This is a genomic window from Streptomyces sp. NPDC044063 (assembly GCF_056434285.1).
Map to the genome: position 1 here is coordinate 573,121 of NZ_JBWKFM010000001.1, position 25,975 is coordinate 599,095.

Genomic DNA, 25,975 nt, shown 5'->3' on the forward strand with positions numbered 1-25,975 from the left:
GTAAGGACAGGGGAGATGCCGGGTTCCACAGGGAAGATCTCTTACTGCACGACGTGCAAGAACCGCCTCTGGCAACTCTCCGAGACGCTGCCCGACAATCTGCAGCGCGTCACGGGCGCGGGAAACTGTGAAATCGTCCTTGTCAACTACAACTCGGATGATGAGCTCGATATCTGGGTGCGTCAATTCCGGTCTCATATGGAGACCGGCATCCTCCGCTACCTGCACGAACAGACCGAACCCCACTTCCACGCCTCCAAAGCCAAGAATCTCGCCCACTTCGCCGCCACCGGCCACTACCTCGTCAACCTGGACGCCGACAACTACATCGGCGACACCATCCCCACCTGGCGCACCCTCTGGGAGTCACAACAGAACACGTTGATCCACGGCTTCAGCCCCGACAAGAACCGCAAGCAACGCTCCGAGAAGGAGTCGGCCCGGTCCCGTCCGGACAGTGGCAACGGGACATACGGGCGGATCGGGCTGCCACTCACCAGCTTCCTCGCACTCGGCGGCTACGACGAGCACCTCCTGCCGTCGGCGCACGAAGACCAGGACCTGATGGACCGGGCCGCCGCGACCGGACTGCCCATCGTGCGCAGCCCTCAGCCCGGGCGGGCCGCGATCCGCAACAGCCATCGGGAAACCATGCGGTACTCGGGGATTCCCTTGGACTGGTGGGACGCAAGGGAGCTGAACAAGGCGAGATCGGCCGAGAACCTCCGGCTCGGCAGACTCACCGCCAACCCTGGCCGCTCTCCGGTGAAGGTGCTGCTGAACTTCATCGAGGAGACAGAATTCTGATGTCGAACGCGCCGTCCTCGCAAGGGAAGATCTCTTACTGCACGACGTGCAAGAACCGCCTCTGGCAACTCTCCGAGACGCTGCCCGGCAACCTGGAACGTGTCACAGAGGCGGGAAATTGTGAGATCGTTCTCGTCAACTACAACTCGGATGATGAGCTCGATATCTGGGTGCGTCAATTCCGGTCTCATATGGAGACCGGCATCCTCCGCTACCTGCACGAACAGACCGAACTCTATTTCCACGCCTCCAAAGCCAAGAATCTCGCCCACTTCGCCGCCACCGGCCGCTACCTCGTCAACCTGGACGCCGACAACTACATCGGCGACACCATCCCCACCTGGCGCACCCTCTGGACGGATGATCCGGACCTGATGATCCGGGGCTTCAGTCCCAACGAGGACGGTAGACTCGACCCTGGCAACGGTTCGTACGGGCGCATCGGCCTGCCCCGTGCACACTTCGACGCGCTCGGTGGATACGACGAACAGCTGCTTCCAATGGGGTGCCAGGACAGCGACCTGGTGGACCGGGCCAAGGCCTACGGTATGCGCGTCGTCCGTATTTCCCAGCAGGTTCCGTTCGCCATCCGCAACAGCAAGGCCGAGAAGATGAAATACACTGGCAGCCCGTTGAGCTGGCACGAGATGTGGCATCAGAACATCGACCGTGCCCAGGAAAACCTGCGCCTAGGCCGACTAGCGGTGAACCACGACCGCACGCCGATCAAGGTCCTGCTGAACTTCACCCAGCAGGTAGAAATCTGACTCGAGGACGGGAAGGGCCACCAACGGGGGCTGCCGCCTCCCGGGCTTCGATCCTCTCCAGCAGCTGTCGTATGTGCGCCTTCGCTCACACGCCCCAAAGGCCGTCAAGGCCGTCCCGGCGTCCCGGGCCAGGCCGGCCACTGAGACTCGCCCCGGATACCGTCCGCTCCAGGCCCTTCACATCGGGCAGCGCGACCGCGGTTCGCGCGATACGAGCCGTTGCGGCCGTCCTGCTCCTTGATCAAGGGGAGGGCAGATCGCGTCCTGCCACTCAGGGGCCAGGGGGACGCGGAGCTCATTGGCCTGATGATTTCCGTTGGCAGTATCGGGTGTCACACTCGCGCCCCAGAGCTGCTGAAGAACCCGCTGGTATCTGCGCACGTTCCATCCTTCAACTGCATGCCGAAATTTGTAGGCGCCGCGTCACATATGCCCCGGCCTGCACACCGGGCAGAAGAGCAGATCAACCAGGCCTGGTCACCCAGGGGCATTTCGAATGACAGTCCAAAAGTACAAGCCTGCGCGTCGGCCTTCCAAGGAGGTCGCAGAGCGCTGCCGGACAAACTCTTTGGCTGATTCTGTGCCGACTTCTGAGACGGCCGGTTCCCCACTGACGCGCCGAAACGTCCACGGGTAGTTTGGTGGGACCCGGAAACCGCACAACGACGAACGGGAACACGTCACCCTCGGGGCAGCCACGGCTTCGCTCACGGCATGAAGTCTGGCGTCCGACTATCGGAGACGTCTCATGCCCATCAGACCGGAGTGCCGGCCTGCTCGGTATGGATAATCCAGGATCCGACCGCACGCAGGAAACCGTATTCACGGATGGCTCGGTGACGTCGAGGAGTTACAGGCCGCCCCACGAGTGAGCGGACCTGTTCGGGCGCTAGGCCGCGGCGGCGGGGTGAAGGTGCCGGCTGTCGGTTCGGCGGCGCTGCCCGAGGAGTGAGCGGTAGAGGACTACCCGGATCGAGCTGAGGAGAAGCCGATGGGGAATCCGTCCAGGTGGCGCTACGTCGTGATGGAAGGTGAGGCGAAAACGCGCGGCGTGGCACACGGCGAGGCGCTGGCCGACCGGATCGTGGAGTCGTTGAAGCGTGCCGATTTCATGTCCAGGCAGGACACCGGCCAGCCCTTCGAGTTCTTCGTCTCGAAGGTGCACGAGGCGTTCGACCTCAAGGGTCTGCACGAAGAGGTCCAGCGTGAGCTGGAGGGCATCGTCGAAGGCTGTCACAACAAGGGGAAGACCGAGGTCACGTTCGACCGGCTTGTCGCGCTCAACGGCGCTGAGGAGTTGATCGACTCCTGGTGGCCGTGGCACCTGGAGAAGCACCACAAACGTGGCGCACGGAGGCGTCGGGAGGCCCGGCCGCGGTGCTCGGCGTTCATGGCCATCGGTTCGGCGACCACCGACGGTCGGATCGTGGCCGCGCACAACTCGTGGGACAGGTTCGCCAGCGGTGATGCCTACAACGTGGTCCTGGACATCAGGCCACCCATGGGCAAGGGACACCGGGTGCTGATGCAGGCCGCGCCGGGCTGGGTGAGCTCGAACACGGACTGGATGCTCACCGGCGCCGGCCTGATCGTGACGGAGACCACGATCGGGTCGTTCGACGGCGACTACATCCCTGGCGGCAATCCCGAGTTCGTGCGATCCCGCGTCGCCACCCAGTTCGCCGACTCCATCATGGACTGGACATCCCGGTTCGCCGAGAACAACAACGCGGGCTACGTGAACACCTGGTTGTTGGGCGGTCCGTCCGGGCGAAACCACGGCGAGACCGCGATCGCCTGCTACGAGCTGGGCAGCGACCCGAAGCTCGCGCACCTGGAGTTCAAGACCGACGGATACTTCGCCGGCTACAACGTCGCGCAGTCCCAGGAGATCCGGCTGCGTGAGTGCAAAGACCCGATGCAGCACTACGACATCCGGGGCAACGGAGCGCGGCGTATCACCCTCGACCGGCTCATCAAGCAGGAGAGGGTGGACCTGGACCGCGCCAAAACAATCATCTCCGACCACACCGATGTCTACACCGGTGACAAGGACACCGGCAGCTCCCGCTCGGTGTGCGGGCACCTCGACCGCGACGACGGCAAGTACGGCAACCACGGCCAGCCACCGTTCTTCCCGTGGGGCGCCAACGACGGCAAGGTCTACCATGCCGGCGCCGACCCCACGAACCCGACATTCCAGGGTATCTGGGGCAACTCGTGTGGCCAGGAGTTCAACCCGGACACCTTCTGCGACCAATACCCGCAGTACGAGGAGTTCCGCGTCCACATGAACCACCGCCCGCCCGGCGCGACCTGGGAGACCTTCCCACCCGGAACGTAGCCGGCATCACCGACGGAAGTACCGCGACGGATCCCGCAGGCGCGGCCACTGCGGCCGACAGGGCGGGAAATCCCCTCGACCACAGGAGCTTGACCATGACTGCCTCGTTCGCCTCAGCCGACGTGATCAAAGACCTCAAGGAAAAGCTGGACCAGGACAAGGTTTTGTCCGACCTGCTGACGGGTTCGCTCGAGCAGGCGTACTCGAACGCAGAGGGAAAGCTCAAAGGCGTGTTGTTCGAAGCGTTGGAATGGCCGCGGGAGGTCCCCGCCTATCTCGACTACCTGGCCACATTCGCCAGGTGGGCGCCGAGGCAGGACCCCGGCGATGCCTGGTCCGCCGATGAGAACGGGCAGCAGGAGGTCTACGACCGGCTGTGTCACTTCTACTACCTCGTCGATCAGGAGATCGACGGCAAGATCGTGCAGAACGATCCGTGGTTCAAGGACTGGCTGGGGCGATACGCCGATGCGTGGGGGAGCTTCCTCGACACGACGGCGTCGTTCAGTGACGAGCAACTCGAGTCGTTCAAGAGTCTCGCGCCGCGCTACCGCGTCGAGGACTCGATGATCGGCGACAAGCCCAACGAGCCGAGCGGCTGGCTCACCTTCAACCAGTTCTTCGCCCGCGAGCTCAACCCCGGCCTGCGGCCGATCGCCGACCCAGCGGACAACAGCACGGTGACCATGCCCGCCGACTGCATCTACAAGATGCAGTACCCCATCGAAGACGACTCCACCATCGACCCGACCGCCGGTCCGCTACGACTCAAGCTCACGCACGAGGTCACCTCGATCCCACAACTCCTCAGTGCCCAAAGCGCGTACGGCAAAAGCTTCGCGGGCGGCACGTTCGTGCACTACTTCCTCACTCCGTACTCGTACCACCGCTTCCACACCCCCGTGGCCGGGGAAGTGAAAGAGTGCTTCCCCATCCACGGAAAGGTGTACCTGGACGTCCACATCGACCCTGACGGGCAGTTCGACGCCCCGGACAGCAGCCGCGACGGCTACGAATTCACCCAGGCACGCGGAGTCATCGTGATTGACACCGCCAACTCCCCGTACGGTGACGTCGGGCTGGTCGCGGTCATCCCGGTGGGCATGGCACAGGTCTCGTCGGTCCACATGACGATGACCAAGGATGCCCAGGCGCCGAAGGGTGAAGAGTTCGGCTACTTCCTCTTCGGCGGCTCCGACATCATCCTCCTGTTCCAGAAGGACAAGGCGCCGAACATCAACATGGACGACGGGTACCGCCACTACGGCACATCGATCGCCGAACCCCCGGCCCTGACCGAGCTCTGACCTCCAGCATTCACGAGGGCCCGTCAGCGTGCTGACGGGCCCTTCGTGGTGGGCAGTGATGGGGATTCCCGAAGTCCGGGCGGACCGAGCGCCCGGCTGACACGTCGGGTGTGCGCCGGGTTCCACGGTCACGGCTGCGCCGGCCGGGGTGGCCGGCCCTTGACGAGCTGATGGAGGCCGTCCAGGAAGGCGATGCAGTCGGGCTCGCTCATGCCGCGTCGTGTGCCCTTGCCCGCGGGATGAGTGAGCCGGCGGTGGCACAGCCGGGTGCGGCAAGAGCAGGCAGCCAGGCGATCAGCCCGGCTACCGACAGGCTTCCCGAGCGCCGTGTTCTGACGGCCACGACCGGGGTGGGGCCGCGCCGGCCTCAAGTAGGCCCTGCGGGCGGCCACTACGCCCCCTACTCGCACACGGTGGAGATCAACGGCGTTGAGTGGCTGCCTGAGCAGCAGCCGGACGGCAGCGTCCGTTGCACGACCTCCAAGCGCACGGTTTGGGTGGAGGTGACACTGCCGCGGCAGTACGTCAGCAATGGCGGCGAATTCAGCGTGTTCGCCGGCCTCTCCGATGCAGTCGCGAAGACCATCCCATTCGGCTTCATCTGACTGCAGCAAGGTATGAGACGTAAGCCCTCGTCCCGATGGATGAGGGCAATTTTCGCTCTCGGGGCCGTGGCACCTACCCCTTGTCCGAGCAGAGGACCGTACGGCTCAGCTGAGTCATCGCGCCTGATCAACACCCGTCGGCGTCGAGTCAGGAAATCTTCGCCCGGTCCCCATTCTCTGATGGGGGAGTGGCTGTGGTCAGCCGGTTGGTGATCTCTTCGGCGGTCAGTACGAGCGCGAAGCCTTTGCGCAGGACGGCGAGCTCTGGTTCCTGCCGCGACGGGTCGTCGGTGGCTGTGACGTCGGATCCGAAGACGACCTTGTAGCCGCGTTCGTATGCCTGGCGGGCCGTGGTGCCGCAGCAGTAGTTGGTGAGCGTTCCCGTGACGATGACCGTGTCGCGGCCGAGGTTGCGCAGCATCGTGTCGAGCGGGGTGTCGTAGAACGCGCCGTAGGAGGGCTTGCGGATCAGGGGCTCGTCGGGACGGTAGCCCATCTCGTCCCATACTGCGGCGGGGCCCGGCCGGCGCCAGTCGGTGTCGGCGTGCGGGAGGTGGCGCAGGGCGTGTGGCCGGTCCAGTCCCAGATGGGTGTCGTCGAAGATGGTCCAGATCACGGGGATGGTGGCGGTCCGGCACTCGTCGACCAGCTGCCGCAGCCGGGGTGCCATCCGTGTTGCCGCAGGCACCCAGTAGGGGCTCCAGCCGGGGCGGACGAACTCGTCCTGCATGTCGATGACCAGCAGCGCAGTCCGTTCGGGCTGTATGTCGAACGATGCCTGGCCGTGCTCGTAGGCGTTGCGCGCCCGCTCGGTTACCCATTCCTCGGTGTACATCATCCCCGCCTCTCACATCGGTACATCGATTCGATGTACCTCGCTTCGATGTGCGAGAGTAGCAGCATGCTCGAACTCGCCATCCTGGGATTCCTCGCCGAGGGGCCACTGCACGGCTACCAACTGCGCTGCCGCATCGCGCACCTGTCCGGCCACACCCGGCCCGTCAGCGACGGCAGCCTCTACCCGGCCATCAACCGCCTGGTCAAGGCCGCGCTGCTGGACCGGCAAACCGAACCGGGTGCCTCGGCCGCCCAGCGGCACACCCTGAGCTTGACCGCCACCGGCCGCACCGAGCTCCTGCGCCGGCTACGAGAAGCCGACGGCCTGGACATCAGCGACAGCACCCGATACTTCACCATCCTGGCTTTCCTCTCCCGGCTCCCCGACGTCACCGACCAGCACGCGGTACTGCGCCGGCGACTGGCCTTCCTCGAACAGCCCGCGAGCTTCTTCCACGACGGCGACCGCCCACTCAGCGCCGAAGAAACCGGCGACCCCTACCGCCGCGGCATGCTCACCATCGCCCGCGCCACCAGCCGCGCGGAACGGTCCTGGCTACGCGAAATCCTGGCCTGACACCACATAGGGCAGACCCTTGGGTGGTCAGGCCGGACCTTCACTCTCCCTGCGAGGATGCGCGGGTGACAGAGGCGGCAGGTGGACTATGCCTGCTGCCGAACCGCTGGCAGAGCCACCGGTTCGGCAGCGACCTGGCGGCAAGGTCAGCCAGCTCCGGACCATGGGCTCGGTGCATGCCGACCAATTACGGGCCCCGGGCCACCGCTAAGCACTGGCAGGATGTGGAGCAGATCCGCAAGGTGCGGGATCTGCTGGAGTTCGAGGCCGCTGGCGCCGGCCTCCTGGGCGTCGAAGAGGCGGGCGGCATGGCGACGGTGGGTCGTCATTGCGGTCGGCGATAACCGGACGGGTGAGGATCGTGACGTGGCCGAAGCTGTTTCCGCGGGGGGGGGGGCGATCACGCGTCGGCGGTGGGTGTTCGACCGGGCGGGGAAGTCGACGGCTTCCCCGCCGGCGAACTGGCCAGAGGGACTCTGGTCAATGGGCGCAATACTCAGAGCGAGGTGAGGCCGCCCTGGGTACCGTCACCAGACGAAACCGCGGGTCGGTCCGTCACTGTCTCGCCGGTTGGGCTGCGCACTGAGTTCCTGAACCTTTGCCGCAACGCCTGCGAGGGCGTTTGCGGTCACGTCCTTCCGCTTCTCGGGGTCGGCCTGGTCGTACACCCGCCATGGACCTTCCGGGTGGTCAGGGTCGTCCGGCGCCACCACACCGGGGATTCCCAGGCGCCTTAGCGTGGCATCTACTTGGCGAGCGTCTTCGGCGTTCGTGCCTTCACCCTTCTGCCGTGTGTGCGGGCAGACTAGCTGCCCTCCCCTTCGCCACCCCCGCCGTGCGTGGCGCAGTTTCCGGGGTCGATCGGTCCACAGCCTCCGGGCCCGCCCGGAGTGTGCTGGCAGTTCGCCGCGACCGCGATCCGGGGACTGTTCGGGGCGGTCCAGAGTTCGTGGTCCACGCGGTGCCCGGTTTGCTCGATGAGCGCCATGGTCCTGGTCACCCTGAATGGATCGTAGCGGGTGGGGTCGGGCCGCTCGGGGTAGTGATGGATGAAGCGCCCCAGCTGCCTGCACAGGTCGGCGTAGAGCGCGGTGTGCAGGATCAAGGCGTGCCATCCCTCATCGACGACGCGGGACGGAGCGATCCTCGCGTCCGGGAACCGCGCGGCGGCGGTCACGAACTTGATCGCTTCCTTCACGATGCGGGCCGTCGTAGCCTCGTCCATGCCGGCGTTGTCGTCCGTCACCGTGGCGACGACTCCAGCAAACCCGCCGGGGGTGAGTGAACCTCTTTCATCCTGAATAGTCGCAGGTCAAGAGCGTGTGGATGGCCTGGACGGTGCGGCTGATGCGGTTGGTGGAGCATCTGGCCCGGCGGAGGATTCGCCAGGACTTGAGGCGGGCGAAGGCGCGTTCGCCGGGGGCGTGCGGGCGGGTGTGGTCCCGGTTGAATTCCTGGTAGTGCTCGGGTTGTTCACGGTGACGGTAGTAGGGGGTGCGGACGGTGGCGCCGGCGCCCTGGTAGGCCCGGTCGGCCAGGACGAGGATTTCCCTGGTGGGGCAGGCCTGGACGATGCCGTGGGCGCGGGCCGCGGTCAGGTCGTGGGTCCGGCCGTCTCGCGGGAGAACCAGAGCGGAGTGCCGTCCGGTCTTGCGATGACCTGCACGTGCATGCCATGCCGCCGGTGTTTTTGGCTGTAGTACGGCTCGTCCGCCTTGATGCGGTCGGTGGGGACCAAGGTGCCGTCAGCGACAACGAAGTCTCCTTCACCCAGCCCGACGAGCGTCTCGCGCAGACCCGGTGCCCACGCCGCGAGGATCTCGAGGGTCTCGTCGACGTACCGCCAGGCCGTGGACTGCGACACCGCGAAACCGGCACCTACCTGCGCGGACGTCTCGTTCTTCCGTAGTTGTGCCAACACGAGCAGGGCCTGCTTGAAGCAGCCCAGCCTCCTCCATGGTGACCTCAGCTCATGCCTGCGGGCGTGGATCAGCCAGGAGACATGCTCGACCAGCTCGTGCGGGACATCGAGCACGGCAGGATACGGAACCAACAGAGCCCCTTGGCGCCGGTGTCGAGTGAGATCAACACCCCAACGACAAGGGGCTCTGCCATGTCACCAACACCCCAGCCGACACGGATATCCGAACCTGCGGGATGGGTTCCCACGGCGGATGAAGAGCGCCTTGGCTGCACTCCGGTGCGTGCGCGGGGGCGCATGAAGTGTGGGTCGCTTCGTTGTGCACTTCGAGCGCCATTTCGCGTGCCCTGGCGGGAAACGGTGCCCGGGAGCTCACTAAAAGCGCGGGTCGCTTTTCAGCCTGCTTCCCGGGTCCGCGGGAGCTGTTGTTCGCCGCGGCATCGGAGGAGGTGTGCCTCATGGCCGACAACCACGTGACTGATACGGACAGGCTGGCGGTGCTGTTGGGTGGGCCGTCTGGTCTGCCGAGTCTGTACCGGCTGCCGCTGGGATGTGCTTCAGGATCAGCCCGGCTGACCGTGGCGTATTACGGGCGACATCAGCACTTTGAAAGTACAGGCGAGATGTGTCTGGTTCAGGGGCGGCTGATACCGGTGTTCCGGTTCAGCTACAGCACGGCGATCGCCGAGTAGGGGCTGGGGGAGCGATGTCAGCACGGCGTGGCTCTGCGGTGGCGGTGATCGGTGTGGGATGCCGGTTCCCTGGAGGGGTGCAGTCCGCCCAGGGCTTGTGGGAGCTGCTCCTTGAGGGGCGGGACACGGTGGGAACGGTTCCCCCGGGCCGGTGGGACGCGCAGTGGTTGAAGGAGTTTCAGCATCCTGATGATGCGGAGCGTTACGACCGGGGCTGCTTCATCGAGGGAGATGTCTGGGCGTGGGAGCCGGCCGCGTTGTCGGTGGCGCCGCGTGAGGGCATGTTGATGGATCCGCAGCACCGCCTTGCTGTGGAGGTGGCGTGGGAGGCGGTCGAGCACGCGGGGATTCCCGTAGGCCGGATCCGTGGGTCGCGTACCGGGGTGTATCTGGGGTTGTACGCGCCGGATGGTCTGCTGCGTTCGGCCCGGCCGGTGCGGGACTGGGTCGACGGCATGTATCTGTTCGGGAACCTGGCGGGGAACGCCCCGGGGCGGATCACGTTCGCGCTGGATCTGCGGGGTCCGGCGATGGCGATCGAGACGATGTGCTCCTCGGGGCTGGTGGCCGTCCATCAGGCATGCCAGGCACTGGCCGGTGGCGAGTGCGAGATGGCGCTGGCGGGCGCGGTGCTGCTGATGGTGTCGCCGGAGACACTGCACTACGAGGCGAAGTGGCTGACTTCGGCGCGCGGCCGGTGCTTTGCTTTCGATGGGCGTGCCGACGGCTATGTGCGTGGCGAGGGCGCGGGCATGCTGTTGCTGAAGCGGTTGGAGGACGCGCTCGCTGATGGGGACCGGGTGCTGGCGGTGGTGCGCGGGTCGGCGGTCACGGCGGATGGCCAGTCGGAGCGGATGACCGCACCGTCGTCGTTGATGCAGCAGGAGACTTTCCGTCTGGCCTTGAAGGGTGCTGGGGTCGATGCGGGGGATGTCGGTTTCGTGGAGGCCCACGGGCCGGGCACCTTTCACGGGGACCCGATCGAGTACACGTCCATCAACGCGGTCTACGGGCGCGGCCGGGGGCGGTGTGCGCTGGGGTCGGTCAAGACGAATGTCGGACACAGCGAGCCCACCTCCGGAGTGGCGGGCCTGATCAAAGCGATCCTGGCTGTCCAGCACGGGGTCATCCCGCCGAACCTGCACTTCACGGGGTGGAATCCGTCGATCCCGGTGGATCCGAAGTCGCGGCTGTTCGTGCCGACGGAGACGGTTACCGACTGGCCGGTACACGACGTGCCGCGGCTGGCAGGCGTCTGCTCGTACGGCATTGCCGGAACCAACGCGCACCTCCTCGTCGAAGAACCCCCGGCACCCGCACCGCGTCGGCGGAGTTCGGCCCGGAGGCGTGAGCGCGGGTACCGGGTGTTCCCGGTGTCGGCGTTCTCTCCTCAGGCGCTGCCTGAGACGGCGCGGCGCCTGGCGGACTGGGTTGATGCCCACCCAGGGGCTGCGCTGCGGGATGTGGCGCACACGCTGGCGGTGCGCCGCTCTGCCAGTAATGAGCGGTTGGCGGTCATTGCCCGCGACAGGAGCGAGCTGGCTGGCCGGTTGTGGGCCTTTGCCGACGGCCGCAACGAGGAGGGAACGGTCCTGGGCCGCCCGGTGCTGGGGCCGGGGCAGCCGGGTCCGGTGCTGGTGTTCACCGGGCAGGGATCGCAGTGGCCGGGCATGTGCCGGCAGCTGCTGGACCGGGATCCGGTGTTCACGGCGGTAATTGATGAGATCGAGCCGCTGATGGCCGCCGAAGGGAAGTTTTCCCTGCGAGCGGTGCTGCAGGATCCGGACCAGCTGAGCGGGGTGGAGCGGATCCAACCGGTGCTGTTCGCCGTGCAGGTCGCGCTCGCCGCCCTGTGGCGCGCATGGGGCATCGAACCGGCGGCGGTGATCGGTCATTCCCTGGGCGAGGTCGCGGCGTCTGTGGTGGCCGGAGGGTTGTCGACGCGCGATGGGGTGAGGGTGATCTGCCGCCGGGCGCGGTTGCTGCGGGATGCCACCGGCGGGCTGATGGCCTCGGTGACCTGTGACGCGCGAACCGTCGCCGCGGACCTTGCCGCGGCTGGTGCGGACCGGGTGAACATCGCGGTATTCACCTCTCCCTCCTCAGTAGTCGTCGCCGGTGACCGGGATCAAGTGGAGGACCTGGTGTGCCGGTGGCAGAAGCGTGGGGAGGGCACGGGCCTGGTGAGGGTCGACTACGCCTCGCACAGCCCACACATGGAAAAGCTCGTGGCCCCCATCACCGATGCCCTGACCGATCTCAACCCGCAACAGCCGCAGGGACGGTTCTACACCACTGTCGGTGACGATCCCCGGGCACAGGTACGGCTGGACGGCGCCTACTGGGCGGCGAACCTGCGGGCCCCGGTACGGTTCGAGCAGGCTGTCGCTGCGGCCCTGTCTAACGGGCACCGGCTGTTCATCGAATGCACCAGCCACCCCCTGGCCGTGCGCGCCATCCAGGACACCGCCCGGACCGCCGGCATCGATGACGTGATCGCGATCGGCACCCTGCGCCGTGATACGGACGACGAGCTTGCGTTTGCGGAAAGCGTGGGCGCTGCCCACTGCGCGGGCGCCGCCGTGGACTGGGCCGCCCAGTACCGGGGGGAACTGGTCGATGTACCGACCGCCACCTGGCACCGTGTTCATCAGCGCTTCGATCCGCCGTATGAGCTCATCGCTCCCCAGCTGGTCGGCGCCACGCAACATGCCCTGCTGGGCGGCCATGTTCACGACCCCGAACACCCCGGCCGTCACCTGTGGCAGACCCCCCTCAGCCCCAAGCGCTTGCCGTGGCTGGACGACCACCGGGTGGCCGGTGCCCCTGTCATGGCCGGGGCCGGACTGTGCGAGATGATGCTCGCGGCCGCCACCACCGTCTTCAGCACCGATCACGTTGCCGTCACCGGGCTGCGGCTGCTCGCCCCCTTGTTCCTCGAACCCGAACCCGTCGTGAGCGTGCGCGCCGAAGCCGACACCGAAGGCGTCGTCCAGATCGAGGTGCTCTCCCAGGCCGGGAACGATCACATCGTCCATGGCCGGGCAACCATCGCCGCACCCGACGGAGCAGCGCCCCCATGCCCGCACCCTGATGTGCGGGCATGGGAGCCGTTAGCACCGTCAGACCTCTACGCGTACTTCCGCGACCGGCACCAAGTCGTACACGGTCCCGCCTTCCGTGGTCTGGAATCCCTCCACATCCATCGCGAAGAAGACCGAGCCCGGGTGCGGCTGCGCATCCCCGACCCGGCACGGGTCTCGTCGTGGATGACGAGCATCCACCCCGCGCTGCTGGACTCCGCCGTGCAGGCCGCCATCGCCGTCTGGCGCCACCACTACCAGCTGACCCGCGGCCCGATCGTCGTGACCGGCTTCGACCACGTGGAGATCTACGGGTCCACCTGGGCGGTGCGCACCTGCCACGCTGAGCTCACCGGGGCTGATGATCTGGGTTGCACCGCGAACTTGCTGCTGGCCACGGACGACGGCACCGTGGCGGCCCGCGTCGAGGGACTGCGGGTCGCCAACATCACCACGCCAGACGAACGGTTCGCCTCGCGGCTGGCCCACCTGACCTGGAGTGAACACCAGCCCATTCAGATCACGGGTGCCCCAGGCCTGTTCGTGCTGCTGACCGAGGACCACATGAGGGCCCAAGCCCTCGCCGACGCGCTGATCGGCAAGGGCGCCGCCTGCCACCTGCTGCCCATGCCCGACGCTGATCCGTCGACGCTGGAGAAGCTACTGACAGCACGGAAGAATCCGACGGTGGTCCACGTCCCCGGCGGCGGGGCTCCGGGGCAGGCCGAACGCACCGCCCGTGCCCGGGTAGGCCGGTTGTGCGCCCTGCTGCGACAGCTCGCCTCCCTCCCCGCACCTCCACGACTGTGGCTGGCCACCCTCACCCCACGCGCTGGGCTGGGCATCGCCGGACTGCGCGGGGTACTGCGCACCGCCGCCTTCGAATACCCCCAGCTCGCCACCAGTCTCCTCGAAGCCGACGAACCGGAGAAGGCCGCACTGGAACTCCTGGCCGACGATCCCGACATCCGCGAAGTACGGCTCCACGGCGGACAGCGGCAACTGCGCACACTGACCCTGGCATCACCCCCACCAGCACAGGACCACGCAGCCGGCATACGGGCAGACGGCGCCTACCTGATCAGCGGCGGTCTGGGCGGTCTCGGACTGCTGACCGCCCGGTACCTCGCCGACAAGGGTGCCGGCCGAGTCGTGCTGTGCTCACGTCACGCTCCGGCTCCTGGAGCCACTGCCCAGGTCGAGGCCCTGCGCAAGCAGGGGTGCGATGTGCACGTAGTGCTGGGCGACATCGCCGAGCCCAAGGCGACAATGGAGGCCATCACGACCGCGACCAGCAACGATATGCCCTTGCGAGGAATCGTCCACAGTGCCGGCGTGGTCGAAGACGCCCTCCTTGACAACCTCGACGAGGCCCTGTTGGACCGGGTCTGGCGAGGCAAGGTCACCGGGGCGTGGGAGCTCCATCGGGCCACTCTCGACCACGAACTGGACTTCTTCGTCCTCTACTCCTCCCTCGCCGCACTGATCGGATCTCCCGGCCAGGCCGCCTACGCCGCCGCCAACGCCTTCCTCGACGACCTCACCGCCCACCGGCAAGCCCAAGGCCTGCCCGCCACCGCCATCCAGTGGGGGGCCTGGTCCCATGTCGGAGCCGGACAGGGCATGGAACGCCGCGGCTTCGCCATGATCAATCCGGCCGACGGAATCGACGCCCTCGACCGCATCCTCTCCGCCGGCTACACCCACATCAGCTACTCGCCCATCGACCCCGCCCAGTGGCTCGCCCCCTACCCCCAGGCCGCGGCGTCTGCCCTCTTCGCCGACAGCACCATCAGCTCGACCTCCGGTGACCAGACCCCGGACCGCCTGGCCGACCTGCTGGCTGCTCCCGATGACGCCCACCGCAGGCCACTGCTGCACGCACACGTCATCGACACCTTGCGGGACATCCTCAACGCACCCAGGCAGCACATCACACCGACCACCTCCATGGTGATGCTCGGCCTCGACTCGCTGGCCGCCATGCAGCTACGCCAGCGCCTGCAGCACACACTCGGCCTGGCCATCGACACCGCCGTGCTGTGGACCAAGCCCACCGCCGCCGGCATCACCGACTGGATCCTGGAACAGATGGGCCACAACCCTGCTGATGAGCCCGTGCCCGGAGACGGTGAACCGCTCGATTCCTGAACGCCGCCACATCAAGCTGGAGGCAACGCCATGAACGCCATGAACGCCATCAGCACGTCCTCAGCACACGAACCGGACCTCTTCGCCCGCAAGTTCCGGCTGTGGGCCGGCTGCTTCGACGCCGACCGCGACTTCCACCTCACCCGCGATGACTTCGCGCGCACCGCCGATCGCTGGAGCGTCGCCGTCGGCCTGCCCGGCGACGCCGAACTCACCGTGCGGATGAGGGACACTCTGCGAAAGGTCTGGGACACCGCGGTGTCGCCCGACAGCCGCTACGACAACAGCGGCGCCGACATCGACGAAGTCGTCGACAGCATGCGCCAGGTACTGGCCACGCCTGACCACCCGGCCACGGGCACGTTCATCGAATTCGTCAACCTGTCCTTCCTGATGTGCGACAGGGACGGCGACGGCTACATCAGCGAAGCCGAATTCGTCACGCCCTGGCACCGTGGGCTCCTCGTGGCCCGCGAGCCGGCCATCGCGGCCTTCCGCTATGCCGACACCAAGGGTGATGGACGCATCACCGCAGGGGACCTGCTGCGAGTCTCGCTCGAATTCCTCTCCACCAACGACCCCACCTCGCCGGCCGCCTCCCTCGTAGGCCGGGTGCACAACCACTAGCCCCGCCTCCCGCACACAACCGGCCGCCACCCACGGAGGGAACCCATGGCCGAGAACCGCTACCTGCGATGGGCGGGGATGATGGGGTTTCTCCCCCTGGCCATCATCCCGTGTGTTGCTCTGGGCAACGGGTTCCCCTACCCGGACGACAACCTCGACGGACGAACGTACGTGGACTACGCCGTCCCCCGAGGAGAGATCCAGTCCATCCTCGCGCTCGTCTTCGAGCTGTCCATCACGCTGTTCCTCTGGCTCCTCGCCCTGGCCATCATCTCCAGGAAGGGAAAGATCTGCCTTCCGTCCCTCACCATGATCGGCGGTGGCATGGCTTTCGCCATCACGTGCATCGTGTGGGTTGGCTCTTACCTGAACATCGTCATGATGGGTCAGTCGTATCCAGGATTCCGTGAGGATCACGCAGGACTTCTGATCGCGACCAGCTCCTGGAACTCCCTTCAGCTGACCTACGCCATCAGCCTGGTGCCCCTCGGATTCGCCTGGGCAGCCATCGCAGTCACGAATCGAGAACACCGCATTCTGCCACCCTGGCTCGGCAGCTGGGGATCCTCCATCGTCGCCGTCATCAACGTCAGCGAGATCGCCTTCATCTTCGTCCACAAAGGACCATGGTCCCCGACCTCAGTGGGGTCATTTCTCCTTCAAGTCGTGCCCACGTGCGCATGGACAACCGCGGCCAGCATCATCCTTCTTCGGCGAAAGGGCCAGTAAATGGACACGCACCGGAACACCGCCGATCCATCAGTGCAGCAGGCGGGCTTTTTCGCGCGCAAGATCCAGCAGTGGTTCGGCTGCTTTGACGCCGACCGCGACTTCCTCATCACCCGCAACGACTTCGCCCTGGCCGCCGATCGCTGGAGCGCAGCCGTCAGCCTCGCCGGTGATCACGAGCTCGCCATCCGGCTGCGCGCCACGCTCCGCGAGGTATGGGACAAAGTCATCTCGCCCCAGGGCCTCTACGACGAGACCGGCGCGACACCCGCCAACGTGATCCACAGCTGGCACAAGATGCTGGCCACTCCCGACCACCCCGGACTCGCGGCTGTTCTGCGCACCGGTGAGCTCGCCTGCACGCTCATGGACCGCGACCAGGACGGGCTGATCAGCGAGGCCGAGTACGCCCACGGCATGCTGTGCGGCTTCCTCGTGCCCGAGGCCACCTCCCATGAGGTGTTCCGCTACCTCGACACCGACGGCGACCACCACATCACCCACGACGACTTCCTGCGCGGCGCCACCGAGTACATGGCCGGCGACGACCCGTCTTCGCCGGCCGCGTGGATCGTCGGCAAGGTGCACTGACGACAGTACAGCCAGGTCAGGGACAGATGGCACCTCGCCGACGGCATGAATCGGTGGGCGGGAGCGCCGCAGCAGCTGTCCACAACACAGCCCGCGGCCGGAAGGACCCCATGACCGCTCCGCCTCAAGGACCGCTCGTGCCTTCATCGGCCTATTACGTCGTCACCGCGATCCTGACGGTGACCGCCCTGGCCTTTATCATTCGGGCACTGCTGGTCCTGATCAAGAAACGATCGGGACTCCACCTCTGGATGGTGGCATCCGCGCTCGTCGGCGCGTTCACCGAAGTCATCTACGACGCGCTCACGTCCGTTCAATTCTTCCCCGCTGCGGGCACCTCAAAGGTCTACGTGTTCTGGGGGCACAACGAATTGCCGTTCTTGTTTCCCGCGTGGATCGCGTGGTTCTGCTCCATGGGCTTCACCGTTTTCGCGGTCACCGGTGGGAGGAGCCCCAGGGCCCGTATGTGGAAGCTGCTCGCGGCATCCTCGGCTGCCGACATCATCGGCGAGCTCCTCCTCATGCACGCCGGCATCTACACCTACTACGAGCCCTGGCCGTTCAGGGTGTTCGGCCGCATCCCGTTCCACCTGACGGTGTACATGGCGGCAGCATGCCTCGCGACTGCTCTGATCCTGTCTTACCTGCACGCGCGCCTCAAGGGATACCAGAAGATGTTCCTTCTGCCCATGGCAGGAGGTATCACCCTGGCAGGGCTGGTGTTCTCGTCGTGGCCAGTCGTGCTCGCGGTGGCAGTAGCTCTCCCGCCGGTGGTCACGAATCTGCTCGGTGTGCTGAGCATGGCCCTCACCTTGGGGATGTTCTCGGTCGTCGTCCGGCTGCTGCCCAACACAGCCACCAAGGAGGGCCCTACCTGATCCTCAATCGCCCTTCAGGTTGGCCACACCGACCCGCTTGAAAGGTGATATGAATGACTCGTGCTGATGCTCCTGTCGCCCGTGGCCACGCCGCCGTACTGGGCGCGGGAATTGCAGGACTGTGCGCCGCCGCCGTACTCACCCGCCATTTCGACCGAGTGACACTGGTGGAACGCGACCAGATCAGCGGGGAGATCACAGACAGACAAGGCCGACGCGGGGTACCGCAGAGTCCGCACATCCATCTTGTCCTGCTCCGTGCCGCGCAGCAGATGGAACAGCTGTTTCCCGGACTGATCCACCAGTGCCAGGCCGATGGCGCCCTGAGCTCCGAACTGGGGAGCCAGAGCCGCATCACCTATCACGGCCACACGTTCCACCGGGCTCCAGCGGGAGTGCACGCGATCTTCGCCTCACGGCCATTCCTGGAAGCCCAGCTCCGGGCACGCATTTTGCAGCTTCCATCCCTCACTCTCCGCGAGGACGTAGAGGTCACAGGATTACTCACCGAAGGTCGCAAAGGAGAAAAGACCGTACGAGGGGTGCGCCTGCATCCACGTGGTGCAACAGCCGACGGCAACGCACTGGAGGCTGACCTCGTGGTCGACGCCATGGGCGCCGTGGCGCACGCAGCGGAGCCTGGCTGGAACACATGGGCTACCAGCGGGCCCCGGAAGAGCGCCCACGGACCAACGTCACATATACCAGCCGTCACTTCACGCTCCCACCCGATGCACTCGGCGGCGACCATATCGTCCTGATCGGCGCCACACCATCACAGGGAGATCGAGCGCAAGTACAACGTGTCGTGGCGGACCGTCAGGAAGGCCGTCGACTCTGTCTGGCCGGAGCCGAGGAAGAAGCTTCCGCCGAGGCCGACGGCCTTGGATCCGTACAAGCCGGTGATCGACGGGATGCTCCGGGCGGATCTGGACACGCCGCGCAAGCAGCGTCACACGATCACGCGAATCTTCCACCGCCTGCTCGAGGAACACGCGGCGGACGTCTCCTACCAGATGGTCCGGCGCTACGTCGTGGACCGGAAGCCGCAGATCCTCGTCGAGTCGGGGAAGGCGCCGGTCGAAGCGTTCGTGCCGCAGACCCACCAGCCCGGTATGGAAGCCGAGGTCGACTTCGGCGACGTGACCGTCCGGCTCGCCGGCGAGCTTGTGACCTGCTACTTGTTCTCCTTCCGGCTGTCCTACTCAGGCAAGGCCGTCCACCGGGTCTTCGCGTCCTGCGGCCAGGAAGCCTTCTTCGAAGGGCACGTGCACGCACTTCGCACTCTGGGCGGGGTCCCACGAGCAAGGTCCGCTACGACAACCTGAAGGCCGCCGTCGCCCGGGTTCTGGGGCTGAGCCGGGCGAGGGTGGAGGCCGACCGGTGGATCGCCTTCAGGTCGCACTTCGGGATCGAGAGCTTCTACTGCCGGCCCGGCATCGAAGGCGCCCACGAGAAGGGCGGAGTGGAAGGACAGATCGGCTACTTCCGCCGCAACCACTTCACCCCGGTGCCCGAGGTCGACTCGCTGGCCGAGCTGAACGAACTCGTTGACCAGTGGGATCTTCATGACGGGCGGCGTCGGATCGGTTCGCGGCCGCGGACCATCGACGAGTACTTCGAAGCCGAGCGGCCGCTGCTGATGCCGCTGCCAGAAGAGTCGTTCGAGACGGGCCGGCTGTTCGCTCCGAGGGTCGACCGCTACAGCCAGATCGCTGTCCGCACGAACCGGTACTCGGTGCCGGTCCGGCTGATCGGGAAGCGGGTTCGGGTCATGCTGCACGCTTCTCACCTGGTGGTTTATGACAGGAACGTGGAAGTGGCCCGGCATGAGCGGCTGATCGCGAAGGGCGGCTGCCGCCTGGATCTGGACCACTACCTGGAGGCCCTGATCCGCAAGCCGGGGGCCTTCCCCGGCGCGACCGCCTTGGAGCAGGCCCGCTCCGCCGGCAAGTTCACCCCGGTCCATGACGCCTGGTGGGCGGCCGCGGTCAAGGCTCACGGTGACACCGCCGGGACGAGGGCGCTGATCGAGGTGCTGCTGCTTGGGCGCCACGTCTCTCACGAGCACCTGGTCGCCGGCCTCGCGATGGCTCTGCGGGCCGGGGCCCTGACCGCGGACGCGGTCGCGCTGGAGGCACGCAAGGTCGCCCAGGCCGAGGACGAGCCGCCCGGCCATGCTTCGCCGACAGGGGCGGCCGGTGAGGCGACGGTGACGTTTCTGCACGAGTGGCGGCTCGCTCACCTTCCCCCGGACACCAGGCCACTGCCCTCAGTGACGCACTACGACCAATTGCTCCGACGTCGTCGCGCCAGCGGCGGTGAACACCGCGAGGGAGAAGCACAGTGACCCTGCCACGCCAGCGAGGATTGACCGAGCAGGCCGCCACCACGGCCATCGACACCGCCTGCCGCCTGCTGCGGCTTCCGTCGATCAGGAACGAGTTCTCCGACATCGCCGACCGGGCGATGAAGGGCCAGATGACCTACCGCGGCTTCCTCGCCGAGCTGCTGATGGCCGAGTGCGACGACCGGGCCGGGCGCCGTTCGGAACGGCGGATCAAAGCGGCCGGATTCCCACGGGACAAGTCCTGCGGACCTTCGACTTCGACGCCAACCCCAACATCGACGCGGCCACCATTCACACGCTCGCCAGCTGCGAGTGGATCAAGAAGAGTCAGCCGCTCTGCCTGATCGGCGACTCCGGGACCGGCAAGTCGCACATGCTCATCGCGCTGGGAACCGAGGCGGCGATGGCTGGCTACCGGGTCACGTACGTGCTGGCGACGAAGCTGGTCAACGAGCTCGTCGAAGCCTCCGACGAGAAGCAGCTCTCCAAGACGATCGCCCGCTGCGGACGTGTTGATCTTTTGTGCATCGACGAGCTCGGCTACATGGAACTCGACCGCCGCGGCGCTGAACTCCTCTTCCAGGTCCTGACCGAGCGCGAGGAGAAGAACAGCATGGCCATCGCCTCGAACGAGTCGTTCGGCGGCTGGACCAAGACGTTCACCGATCCCCGCCTCTGCGCGGCCATCGTCGACCGCCTCACCTTCAACGGCACCATCATCGAGACTGGCACCGACTCCTACCGCCTCGCCAGCACCCGAGCCCGAGCCGAGGAACCGGCCAAGGCCGGCTGACACCTGCGGCTTCCCACTCGATGGCCTGCCGCCCGGAGGGCGGCAGGCCATCCCCCGCAACGAAGGGCAGACCTGACGGCTTCTGACCTATGCAGATCCCTCCACCGACGGCGCTGGGGCATACGGCTCGATCTCATGCCACGCCGGCGGACCACCAAGCTGCCATTCGAGCGGCGACTGCGATCCGTCCAGCGAACCGCGGGCCGCATTGACAAAACGCATCTGGCCCTCAACCAGGACGGCGTGGATCCCCCGCAGGTCCTCGCGCGTCTTGGGCGAGCTGTCGACCAGTTCACAGAAGCGTCCCACGGCCCCCGTGAGCTCCGAAGCAGCCGCCGCCACTTCACGCGGCGCAACCAGACTGATCGTGGTCAACGCCGAGTGCCACGGCACCCAGTCAGCCGTGTGGGGCCGATCCTCGAGGAACGCCTCTCGAAGTTCCATCTCCAGCGTGGCGAACGCCTGCAAGAAGTCCGCATACGCTTTCGTCCGGTTGTCCCTGATCCACTGCTCATTCTGGCCACGCCGTCCGACAACACCACCAGCGACAACACCTACGACCGTGGCGGCAACACCCCCCGCGGTCGAGATCACCAGCTCCCACGGAACAGCCAAGACAACCTCCCCCAAACCGAACGGGCCACTCAACCGAACGAGGCTCAGCCCAGAACCCCAGACCCTAGCTGATCAAGGCGGCCCCTCAGCCCGACGTCGTCGAGATGACCGACCGACGATTCACTGAGTCCCACAGGGCAACCACACACTGACGTCATTTCTCATGAACATCCCCGCCACTTCCGATCGGCAGCTGCTGTTCAAACCAGCAGACAATCGCTGCTGCTGAACGTGAACAAAGCCAGGCGTCCCGAGGCTACGGCACGGTGAGTTGCCCTTGCCGGAAATCCCGCTACGACAAGACCCCCGAACGCTACCTCGCCGGCCTACATCTACGCGCCTCGATGATCTGGATCAGCGACTCCTACAGACCGGTTGATCACAACCTCAGACAGTCGCTAGTGGGGGGGTGTTGTCGCCGTCACCGCCCAGGTGCGGTGGGGGATCGCCAGCACCTCGCCGGGGTACTGCTCGCGCAGGACACGGTGGAGATCCTCAGTGAAGCGGGCGATGTCCTCCGACGGCAGGCTCGCCCCCACCCCGGCGCTGGCCCGGATGCGGCCCACCCAGTCCTGCCGGGTGTACGGGACGGCCAGGTCGAAGGAGAAGGTCTCGATGCCGGTGAACCCGGCGGTCGCCAGGTCGGTCAGCCACCGCGGGTACAGACCCGTGCCGCCGCTCATCGTCCACGCCGGGTTGTAGGCGGTGATCAGGGACTCGGTGGCCTCGACCATGTTGCCGGGCAGGGGCAGCCAGTCGAAGTGGGCGATGACGACGTGTCCGCCGGGGCGCAGCAGCCGGCTCACCTCGGCCGCCGCCTTGGGGGCGTCGAACCAGTGCCAGCACTGCCCGGCTGACACCACGTCGAACGACGCCTCCGGCAGACCGGTGGCCTCCGCGGTCGCCATCCGGTAGTCGATCTTCACGCCCGCCGCGCGGTCCAGCTCCTTCGCCTGCTCCAGCAGCGCCGCGGCTGGGTCGAGGCCGGTCACCGTGGCTCCCGCCTGTGCGAACAGTCGCGCCAGGCTGCCGGTTCCCGTGCCGATGTCGAGCACGTCCTTGCCGGGCAGCTCGAGTCCGGCGGCGACGAGCCGTTCGACCAGCTGGGGCGGGAACCCGGCACGGTGGCGGCTGTAGTCCTGCGCGGTGAGTCCGAAATCGGGGTCGAGCTGCTTCGTCATGCGGTGCCTCCGAAGGAAAACGGTGGTGCGGTTGCTGTTGTGCGGAAGGCGTCGCGGGACGCCTGCCGCGAAGTGGGTACGGGGTGATTCGGCGTCGTCAGAGCGTAGTTGATGGGGTGTCGCCGCCGTTCGGACGCGCGTGTGAGGTGATGAGCGTTTCGGTCAGGTACGGAAGGATCCCGCCTTTACGCAGATAGGCCACCTCACGGGCGGTCTCCACCTCGGCGACCGTATCGAAGGCGAGAACGGAACCGTCGGCGCGCCGCAACTGAACGGTGACCGGACCGTGGGGACGCAGGCCGTCCAGACCGGCCAGATCGATCTCCTCCGATCCGTCGATGCCGCAGGTGGCCGCGTCCTGCCCGTCAGGGAATCGCAACGGCAGGACTCCCGTCCCCACCAGGTTGGCTCGCCAGGCGGTGAAAACTGGTTCGATCAAGGCCCAGCGGGCGTCGGAGACATCACTGCGGTACGGACGACGAGCATTCACATGCCATGCAGCGACCATCAACGCCACCAGTCGCAAACACCCCTCACTACCCGCCATCTAGATCGTTGCCCTCTAACTCGGACGGCGCGGGCTGCGCAGGAGGGTCGCGGTGACGGCGGCGGCGGTCAGGAGCAGGCCGGCGCCGACCGCGAAGGCCAGGTGGTAGCCGCCCGTCAGAGCGGCGGCCGCGGTGTGGCCGGTTGACTCCAGGGTCTCCGTGCGCGAGGCCGCCAGCGTGGAGAGGACGGCGACGCCGACCGCCATGCCGATCTGCTGAGTGGTGTTGAACAGGCCGGAGGCGAGCCCCGCGTCCTGCTCGTCGGCGCCGGACATGCCCAGTGTGGTGAGTGCAGGCAGGGCCAGGCCGAAGCCGGCGGCCAGCAGCATCACCGGCAGCAGGTCGGTGACGTAGTCGGCGTGCACCGGCAGCCGGGTCAACAGGCCGAGCGCCAGGACCAGCAGGGTAAGACCGGCCAGCAGGACACGGCGCTCGCCGAAGCGGGCGTTGAGCCGGGCCGAAGCCCCCAGCGAGACCGCACCGATGACGGCGGCGGCCGGGAGCATGGCCAGGCCCGTTGCGGCGGCGCTGTAGCCCAGGACGTTCTGGAGGTAGAGGGCGACCAGGATCTGGAAGGAGAAGAGCGCGGCCACCATCAGCATCTGGACGAGGTTCGCGCCGACCACGGTGCGCGAGCGGAAGATCCGCAGCGGCATCAGCGGAGTGCGGGTCCTGGCCTGACGCAGGGTGAAGGCGGCCAGCAAGGCGAGGGAGAGCGTCCCGAGGCCGAGGGTGTGCGCGGAGATCCAGCCGTACTGCTCCACCTCGACCACCGTGTAGATGCCCAGACTGAGTCCGGCGGTGACCAGGAGCGCGCCGACTACATCGGCCCCCGAGCGCAGCCCCAGGCCCCGGTCGGCGGGAAGTGCGGGCGCGGCCAGCAGCAGCGCGGCGAGCCCGATGGGCAGATTGATGAAGAAGATCCAGTGCCAGTCGAGGGCGTCGGTGAGGATGCCGCCGAGCACCTGACCCAGGGAGGCTCCGACCGCGCCGGTGAAAGAGAAGACGGCAATCGCCCTGGCGCGCTCGCGGGGGTCGGTGAACAGGGTGATCAGAATGCCGAGACTGACCGCCGAGGCCATCGCGCTGCCGACGCCCTGGAGGAAGCGGGCCGCTATGAGCACCGCGGGGGAGGCGGCGAAGCCGGCGAGTACCGAGGCAGCGGTGAAGACGGCGGTCCCGGCCAGGAACATGCGCTTGCGACCGATCAGATCGCCCAGGCGACCGGCGAGCAGCAGCAGACTGCCGAAGGCGATCAGGTAGGCGTTGACCACCCAGCTGAGGCCGCCGGGGGTGAAGCCCAGGTCGTTCTGGATGGCGGGCATCGCAACGGTGACGATGCTGCCGTCGAGGACCGTCATCAGCATGCCGGTGGAGAGCACGGCGAGCGCCGTCCAGCGGGAGCGCAGCCGTTGCGTTGCCGCCGGGGCGGTGGGGCGGGTGGTGACGAGGGGGGCAGGGGCATCCGTAGCCACAGGCATGGGCTTCTCCAGTCAGTGAGGACCATTGACCGTAGCAGATAGTTTTGTTGCAGACGATTTATTGCGGATCGAATTGCTAGGCTGGGAGCATGACTGCGATGGCGCCCACTCGGACCGAACCCGACCTGTCCTTCCTCCTGGACCACACCAGCCACGTCCTGCGCACCCGCATGGCCGCCGCCCTCGCCGAGATCGGCCTCACCGCCCGCATGCACTGCGTTCTCGTGCACGCCCTGGAGGAGGAGCGGACCCAGATCCAGCTCGCCGAGATCGGCGACATGGACAAGACGACGATGGTCGTCACCGTCGACGCCCTGGAGAAGGCAGGGTTGGCCGAGCGGCGGCCTTCCGCCAAGGACCGCCGGGCCCGCATCATCGCCGTCACCGACCAGGGCGCCGCCGTCGCCGTCCAGAGCCAGCGCATCGTCGACCAGGTCCACGCCGACGCCCTCGCCTCCCTCGCGGCCACCGACCGCCAGGACCTTCTGCGCGTCCTGAAGCAACTCGTCGAAGGTGACCTGGAGTCCCCCTCCGAAAGCCCCCGCCCGGCGCGCCGCGCCCGGATGTGACCGGCGCGCGTACGCGAGGGGCTGCATCGAACTGCTCCGGCGGCCAAGGGGTGAAGATCGCACGGCACTCCGGCCGTAGGGTCGGGTGCGCCGGTGACGGCCGGGCTGCCGTTCGGACCTACTGGGCGTGGCGGGCGCGGGCGCGCTCGGGGTAGCGGGCCATGAAGGCAGCGGGGAGGGCGAAGCTGGCAACCTGGATCGCTATGGAGGGCCCGGTGCCGAGATCCGCAGCGTCGGCGATGGCCAGTGCGGTGGCGGTCAGGGTGAAGGCGAGTGCCCAGGCTGCGGTGATCACGACGTTGATGCGGTGGAAGAGGGGGCTCCCACACCTCCCGCGGCACCTGACCCTCGTTACACGAGGGGGGGGCTGGCTTCCGTCTGTCGCACCGCGGAAGTGCGCACCCTCGTCGCCGAATGGCTTCAGCGCGGTTCGATTCTGCGCGAGCTCGATGATGGCCGCTATCCGCGAGGCCCCTATCGCCTCTGCCTCGGACCCGGAGCCCGCCGACGTGGTCGAGGACC

Annotated in this window: 25 protein-coding genes and 3 pseudogenes; 18 read left to right on the forward strand and 10 right to left on the reverse strand. The window is 66.9% G+C overall.

Annotation, left to right across the window (positions count from 1 at the left end):
* Window positions 1-15 precede the first annotated feature (15 nt).
* From AC07BS_RS02570 to AC07BS_RS02585, 4 genes are all read left to right on the forward strand, one after another.
* A complete protein-coding gene (locus tag AC07BS_RS02570; RefSeq protein WP_478929610.1) occupies window positions 16-807 on the forward strand; it encodes a glycosyltransferase in 792 nt (263 codons plus the stop codon).
* Window positions 807-1,574 carry a glycosyltransferase family 2 protein gene (locus AC07BS_RS02575; protein WP_478929612.1) on the forward strand — a complete coding sequence of 256 codons (768 nt, stop codon included), beginning with the start codon at window positions 807-809 and terminating at the stop codon, window positions 1,572-1,574. Before AC07BS_RS02570 ends, AC07BS_RS02575 begins: the two co-directional genes overlap by 1 nt.
* Before the next feature lie 991 nt (window positions 1,575-2,565).
* Window positions 2,566-3,918 carry a C45 family autoproteolytic acyltransferase/hydolase gene (locus tag AC07BS_RS02580; protein ID WP_478929614.1) on the forward strand — a complete coding sequence of 451 codons (1,353 nt, stop codon included), beginning with the start codon at window positions 2,566-2,568 and terminating at the stop codon, window positions 3,916-3,918.
* Between the two features lie 95 nt (window positions 3,919-4,013).
* Complete coding sequence (locus tag AC07BS_RS02585; protein ID WP_478929616.1) at window positions 4,014-5,225, forward strand: phosphatidylserine decarboxylase; 1,212 nt, start codon at window positions 4,014-4,016, stop codon at window positions 5,223-5,225.
* A 158-nt stretch (window positions 5,226-5,383) separates the two neighbouring features.
* On the opposite strand, the pseudogene AC07BS_RS02590 reads toward AC07BS_RS02585, so the two are convergent.
* Window positions 5,384-5,592, reverse strand: a pseudogene (locus AC07BS_RS02590) (IS630 family transposase); the annotation flags it as partial.
* 46 nt (window positions 5,593-5,638) lie between these two features.
* Between AC07BS_RS02590 and AC07BS_RS02595 the strand changes: the two are divergent.
* Window positions 5,639-5,830, forward strand: a complete 192-nt coding sequence (locus AC07BS_RS02595) for a hypothetical protein (protein WP_478929618.1) — start codon at window positions 5,639-5,641, stop codon at window positions 5,828-5,830.
* A gap of 148 nt (window positions 5,831-5,978) precedes the next feature.
* On the opposite strand, the gene AC07BS_RS02600 is transcribed toward AC07BS_RS02595, so the two are convergent.
* Entirely contained in the window at window positions 5,979-6,668 is a 690-nt protein-coding gene (locus tag AC07BS_RS02600; protein WP_478929620.1) for a cysteine hydrolase family protein, read from the reverse strand.
* Window positions 6,669-6,731: 63 nt separating this feature from the next.
* On the opposite strand from AC07BS_RS02600, the gene AC07BS_RS02605 reads away from it, so the two are divergent.
* Both AC07BS_RS02605 and AC07BS_RS02610 read left to right on the forward strand, forming a co-directional pair.
* A complete protein-coding gene (locus AC07BS_RS02605; protein ID WP_478929622.1) occupies window positions 6,732-7,244 on the forward strand; it encodes a PadR family transcriptional regulator in 513 nt (170 codons plus the stop codon).
* A 176-nt stretch (window positions 7,245-7,420) separates the two neighbouring features.
* Window positions 7,421-7,588, forward strand: coding sequence for a hypothetical protein (locus AC07BS_RS02610; protein WP_478929624.1), 168 nt, complete (start codon window positions 7,421-7,423; stop codon window positions 7,586-7,588).
* Between the two features lie 461 nt (window positions 7,589-8,049).
* On the opposite strand, the gene AC07BS_RS02615 is transcribed toward AC07BS_RS02610, so the two are convergent.
* Window positions 8,050-8,490 carry a glycine-rich domain-containing protein gene (locus tag AC07BS_RS02615; protein ID WP_478929626.1) on the reverse strand — a complete coding sequence of 147 codons (441 nt, stop codon included), beginning with the start codon at window positions 8,488-8,490 and terminating at the stop codon, window positions 8,050-8,052.
* A gap of 46 nt (window positions 8,491-8,536) precedes the next feature.
* A pseudogene (locus AC07BS_RS02620) lies at window positions 8,537-9,300 on the reverse strand (transposase).
* Between the two features lie 323 nt (window positions 9,301-9,623).
* Here AC07BS_RS02620 and AC07BS_RS02625 point away from each other — a divergent pair.
* The 7 genes from AC07BS_RS02625 (at window position 9,624) to AC07BS_RS02655 (ending at window position 18,677) form a co-directional block, all read left to right on the forward strand.
* Window positions 9,624-9,857 carry a DUF5988 family protein gene (locus AC07BS_RS02625; protein WP_478638277.1) on the forward strand — a complete coding sequence of 78 codons (234 nt, stop codon included), beginning with the start codon at window positions 9,624-9,626 and terminating at the stop codon, window positions 9,855-9,857.
* 14 nt (window positions 9,858-9,871) lie between these two features.
* Window positions 9,872-15,091 (forward strand): SDR family NAD(P)-dependent oxidoreductase, encoded by a 5,220-nt coding sequence (locus AC07BS_RS02630; protein WP_478929628.1) that lies wholly within the window; start codon window positions 9,872-9,874, stop codon window positions 15,089-15,091.
* Window positions 15,092-15,121: 30 nt separating this feature from the next.
* On the forward strand, window positions 15,122-15,718 hold the full coding sequence (locus AC07BS_RS02635) for an EF-hand domain-containing protein (RefSeq protein WP_478929630.1): 597 nt from the start codon (window positions 15,122-15,124) through the stop codon (window positions 15,716-15,718).
* 45 nt (window positions 15,719-15,763) lie between these two features.
* Complete coding sequence (locus tag AC07BS_RS02640; protein ID WP_478929632.1) at window positions 15,764-16,447, forward strand: hypothetical protein; 684 nt, start codon at window positions 15,764-15,766, stop codon at window positions 16,445-16,447.
* The gene (locus AC07BS_RS02645; RefSeq protein ID WP_478929634.1) at window positions 16,448-17,038 is read left to right on the forward strand and encodes an EF-hand domain-containing protein; all 591 of its coding nucleotides are present in this window, start codon (window positions 16,448-16,450) and stop codon (window positions 17,036-17,038) included.
* Window positions 17,039-17,148: 110 nt separating this feature from the next.
* Window positions 17,149-17,916, forward strand: coding sequence for a hypothetical protein (locus AC07BS_RS02650; protein WP_478929636.1), 768 nt, complete (start codon window positions 17,149-17,151; stop codon window positions 17,914-17,916).
* A gap of 53 nt (window positions 17,917-17,969) precedes the next feature.
* On the forward strand, window positions 17,970-18,677 hold the full coding sequence (locus AC07BS_RS02655) for an FAD-dependent oxidoreductase (RefSeq protein WP_478929638.1): 708 nt from the start codon (window positions 17,970-17,972) through the stop codon (window positions 18,675-18,677).
* Between the two features lie 14 nt (window positions 18,678-18,691).
* Here AC07BS_RS02655 and AC07BS_RS02660 read toward each other — a convergent pair whose 3' ends face one another.
* The gene (locus tag AC07BS_RS02660) at window positions 18,692-18,814 is read right to left on the reverse strand and encodes a hypothetical protein (RefSeq protein ID WP_478929640.1); all 123 of its coding nucleotides are present in this window, start codon (window positions 18,812-18,814) and stop codon (window positions 18,692-18,694) included.
* Between AC07BS_RS02660 and AC07BS_RS02665 the strand changes: the two genes are divergently transcribed.
* The 3 genes and pseudogenes from AC07BS_RS02665 (at window position 18,801) to istB (ending at window position 21,059) form a co-directional block, all read left to right on the forward strand.
* Window positions 18,801-19,244 carry a hypothetical protein gene (locus AC07BS_RS02665; RefSeq protein WP_478929642.1) on the forward strand — a complete coding sequence of 148 codons (444 nt, stop codon included), beginning with the start codon at window positions 18,801-18,803 and terminating at the stop codon, window positions 19,242-19,244. The genes AC07BS_RS02660 and AC07BS_RS02665 overlap by 14 nt on opposite strands.
* A 41-nt stretch (window positions 19,245-19,285) precedes the next feature.
* The gene (locus tag AC07BS_RS02670) at window positions 19,286-20,266 is read left to right on the forward strand and encodes a Mu transposase domain-containing protein (RefSeq protein ID WP_478929644.1); all 981 of its coding nucleotides are present in this window, start codon (window positions 19,286-19,288) and stop codon (window positions 20,264-20,266) included.
* Window positions 20,263-21,059: pseudogene (istB, locus tag AC07BS_RS02675) on the forward strand (IS21-like element helper ATPase IstB). The gene AC07BS_RS02670 and the pseudogene istB overlap by 4 nt, the downstream one beginning before the upstream one ends.
* 87 nt (window positions 21,060-21,146) lie before the next feature.
* Here the strand turns inward: istB and AC07BS_RS02680 are convergent.
* From AC07BS_RS02680 to AC07BS_RS02695, 4 genes are all read right to left on the reverse strand, one after another.
* Window positions 21,147-21,674: a hypothetical protein gene (locus tag AC07BS_RS02680; RefSeq protein WP_478929646.1), complete on the reverse strand. Its 528-nt coding sequence runs from the start codon at window positions 21,672-21,674 to the stop codon at window positions 21,147-21,149.
* A gap of 398 nt (window positions 21,675-22,072) precedes the next feature.
* Window positions 22,073-22,855, reverse strand: a complete 783-nt coding sequence (locus tag AC07BS_RS02685) for a class I SAM-dependent methyltransferase (RefSeq protein WP_478929648.1) — start codon at window positions 22,853-22,855, stop codon at window positions 22,073-22,075.
* Window positions 22,856-22,952: 97 nt separating this feature from the next.
* A complete protein-coding gene (locus tag AC07BS_RS02690; RefSeq protein ID WP_478930077.1) occupies window positions 22,953-23,372 on the reverse strand; it encodes a hypothetical protein in 420 nt (139 codons plus the stop codon).
* Window positions 23,373-23,417: 45 nt separating this feature from the next.
* Window positions 23,418-24,884 (reverse strand): MFS transporter, encoded by a 1,467-nt coding sequence (locus AC07BS_RS02695; RefSeq protein ID WP_478929650.1) that lies wholly within the window; start codon window positions 24,882-24,884, stop codon window positions 23,418-23,420.
* 89 nt (window positions 24,885-24,973) lie between these two features.
* Between AC07BS_RS02695 and AC07BS_RS02700 the strand changes: the two genes are divergently transcribed.
* A complete protein-coding gene (locus tag AC07BS_RS02700; protein WP_478929652.1) occupies window positions 24,974-25,453 on the forward strand; it encodes a MarR family winged helix-turn-helix transcriptional regulator in 480 nt (159 codons plus the stop codon).
* A 118-nt stretch (window positions 25,454-25,571) separates the two neighbouring features.
* Here AC07BS_RS02700 and AC07BS_RS02705 read toward each other — a convergent pair whose 3' ends face one another.
* On the reverse strand, window positions 25,572-25,748 hold the full coding sequence (locus tag AC07BS_RS02705; protein WP_478929654.1) for a hypothetical protein: 177 nt from the start codon (window positions 25,746-25,748) through the stop codon (window positions 25,572-25,574).
* Window positions 25,749-25,975 lie beyond the last annotated feature (227 nt).

Excerpts from the sequence above, each read along its gene's own strand:
- AC07BS_RS02570 (WP_478929610.1), top strand. The coding sequence starts at position 16 with ATGCCGGGTTCCACAGGGAAGATCTCTTACTGCACGACGTGCAAGAAC.
- AC07BS_RS02575 (WP_478929612.1), top strand. The coding sequence starts at position 807 with ATGTCGAACGCGCCGTCCTCGCAAGGGAAGATCTCTTACTGCACGACG.
- AC07BS_RS02580 (WP_478929614.1), top strand. The coding sequence starts at position 2,566 with ATGGGGAATCCGTCCAGGTGGCGCTACGTCGTGATGGAAGGTGAGGCG.
- AC07BS_RS02585 (WP_478929616.1), top strand. The coding sequence starts at position 4,014 with ATGACTGCCTCGTTCGCCTCAGCCGACGTGATCAAAGACCTCAAGGAA.
- AC07BS_RS02600 (WP_478929620.1), bottom strand. The coding sequence starts at position 6,668 with ATGATGTACACCGAGGAATGGGTAACCGAGCGGGCGCGCAACGCCTAC.
- AC07BS_RS02605 (WP_478929622.1), top strand. The coding sequence starts at position 6,732 with ATGCTCGAACTCGCCATCCTGGGATTCCTCGCCGAGGGGCCACTGCAC.
- AC07BS_RS02610 (WP_478929624.1), top strand. The coding sequence starts at position 7,421 with ATGCCGACCAATTACGGGCCCCGGGCCACCGCTAAGCACTGGCAGGAT.
- AC07BS_RS02625 (WP_478638277.1), top strand. The coding sequence starts at position 9,624 with ATGGCCGACAACCACGTGACTGATACGGACAGGCTGGCGGTGCTGTTG.
- AC07BS_RS02630 (WP_478929628.1), top strand. The coding sequence starts at position 9,872 with ATGTCAGCACGGCGTGGCTCTGCGGTGGCGGTGATCGGTGTGGGATGC.
- AC07BS_RS02635 (WP_478929630.1), top strand. The coding sequence starts at position 15,122 with ATGAACGCCATGAACGCCATCAGCACGTCCTCAGCACACGAACCGGAC.
- AC07BS_RS02640 (WP_478929632.1), top strand. The coding sequence starts at position 15,764 with ATGGCCGAGAACCGCTACCTGCGATGGGCGGGGATGATGGGGTTTCTC.
- AC07BS_RS02645 (WP_478929634.1), top strand. The coding sequence starts at position 16,448 with ATGGACACGCACCGGAACACCGCCGATCCATCAGTGCAGCAGGCGGGC.
- AC07BS_RS02650 (WP_478929636.1), top strand. The coding sequence starts at position 17,149 with ATGACCGCTCCGCCTCAAGGACCGCTCGTGCCTTCATCGGCCTATTAC.
- AC07BS_RS02655 (WP_478929638.1), top strand. The coding sequence starts at position 17,970 with ATGACTCGTGCTGATGCTCCTGTCGCCCGTGGCCACGCCGCCGTACTG.
- AC07BS_RS02685 (WP_478929648.1), bottom strand. The coding sequence starts at position 22,855 with ATGACGAAGCAGCTCGACCCCGATTTCGGACTCACCGCGCAGGACTAC.
- AC07BS_RS02695 (WP_478929650.1), bottom strand. The coding sequence starts at position 24,884 with ATGCCTGTGGCTACGGATGCCCCTGCCCCCCTCGTCACCACCCGCCCC.
- AC07BS_RS02700 (WP_478929652.1), top strand. The coding sequence starts at position 24,974 with ATGACTGCGATGGCGCCCACTCGGACCGAACCCGACCTGTCCTTCCTC.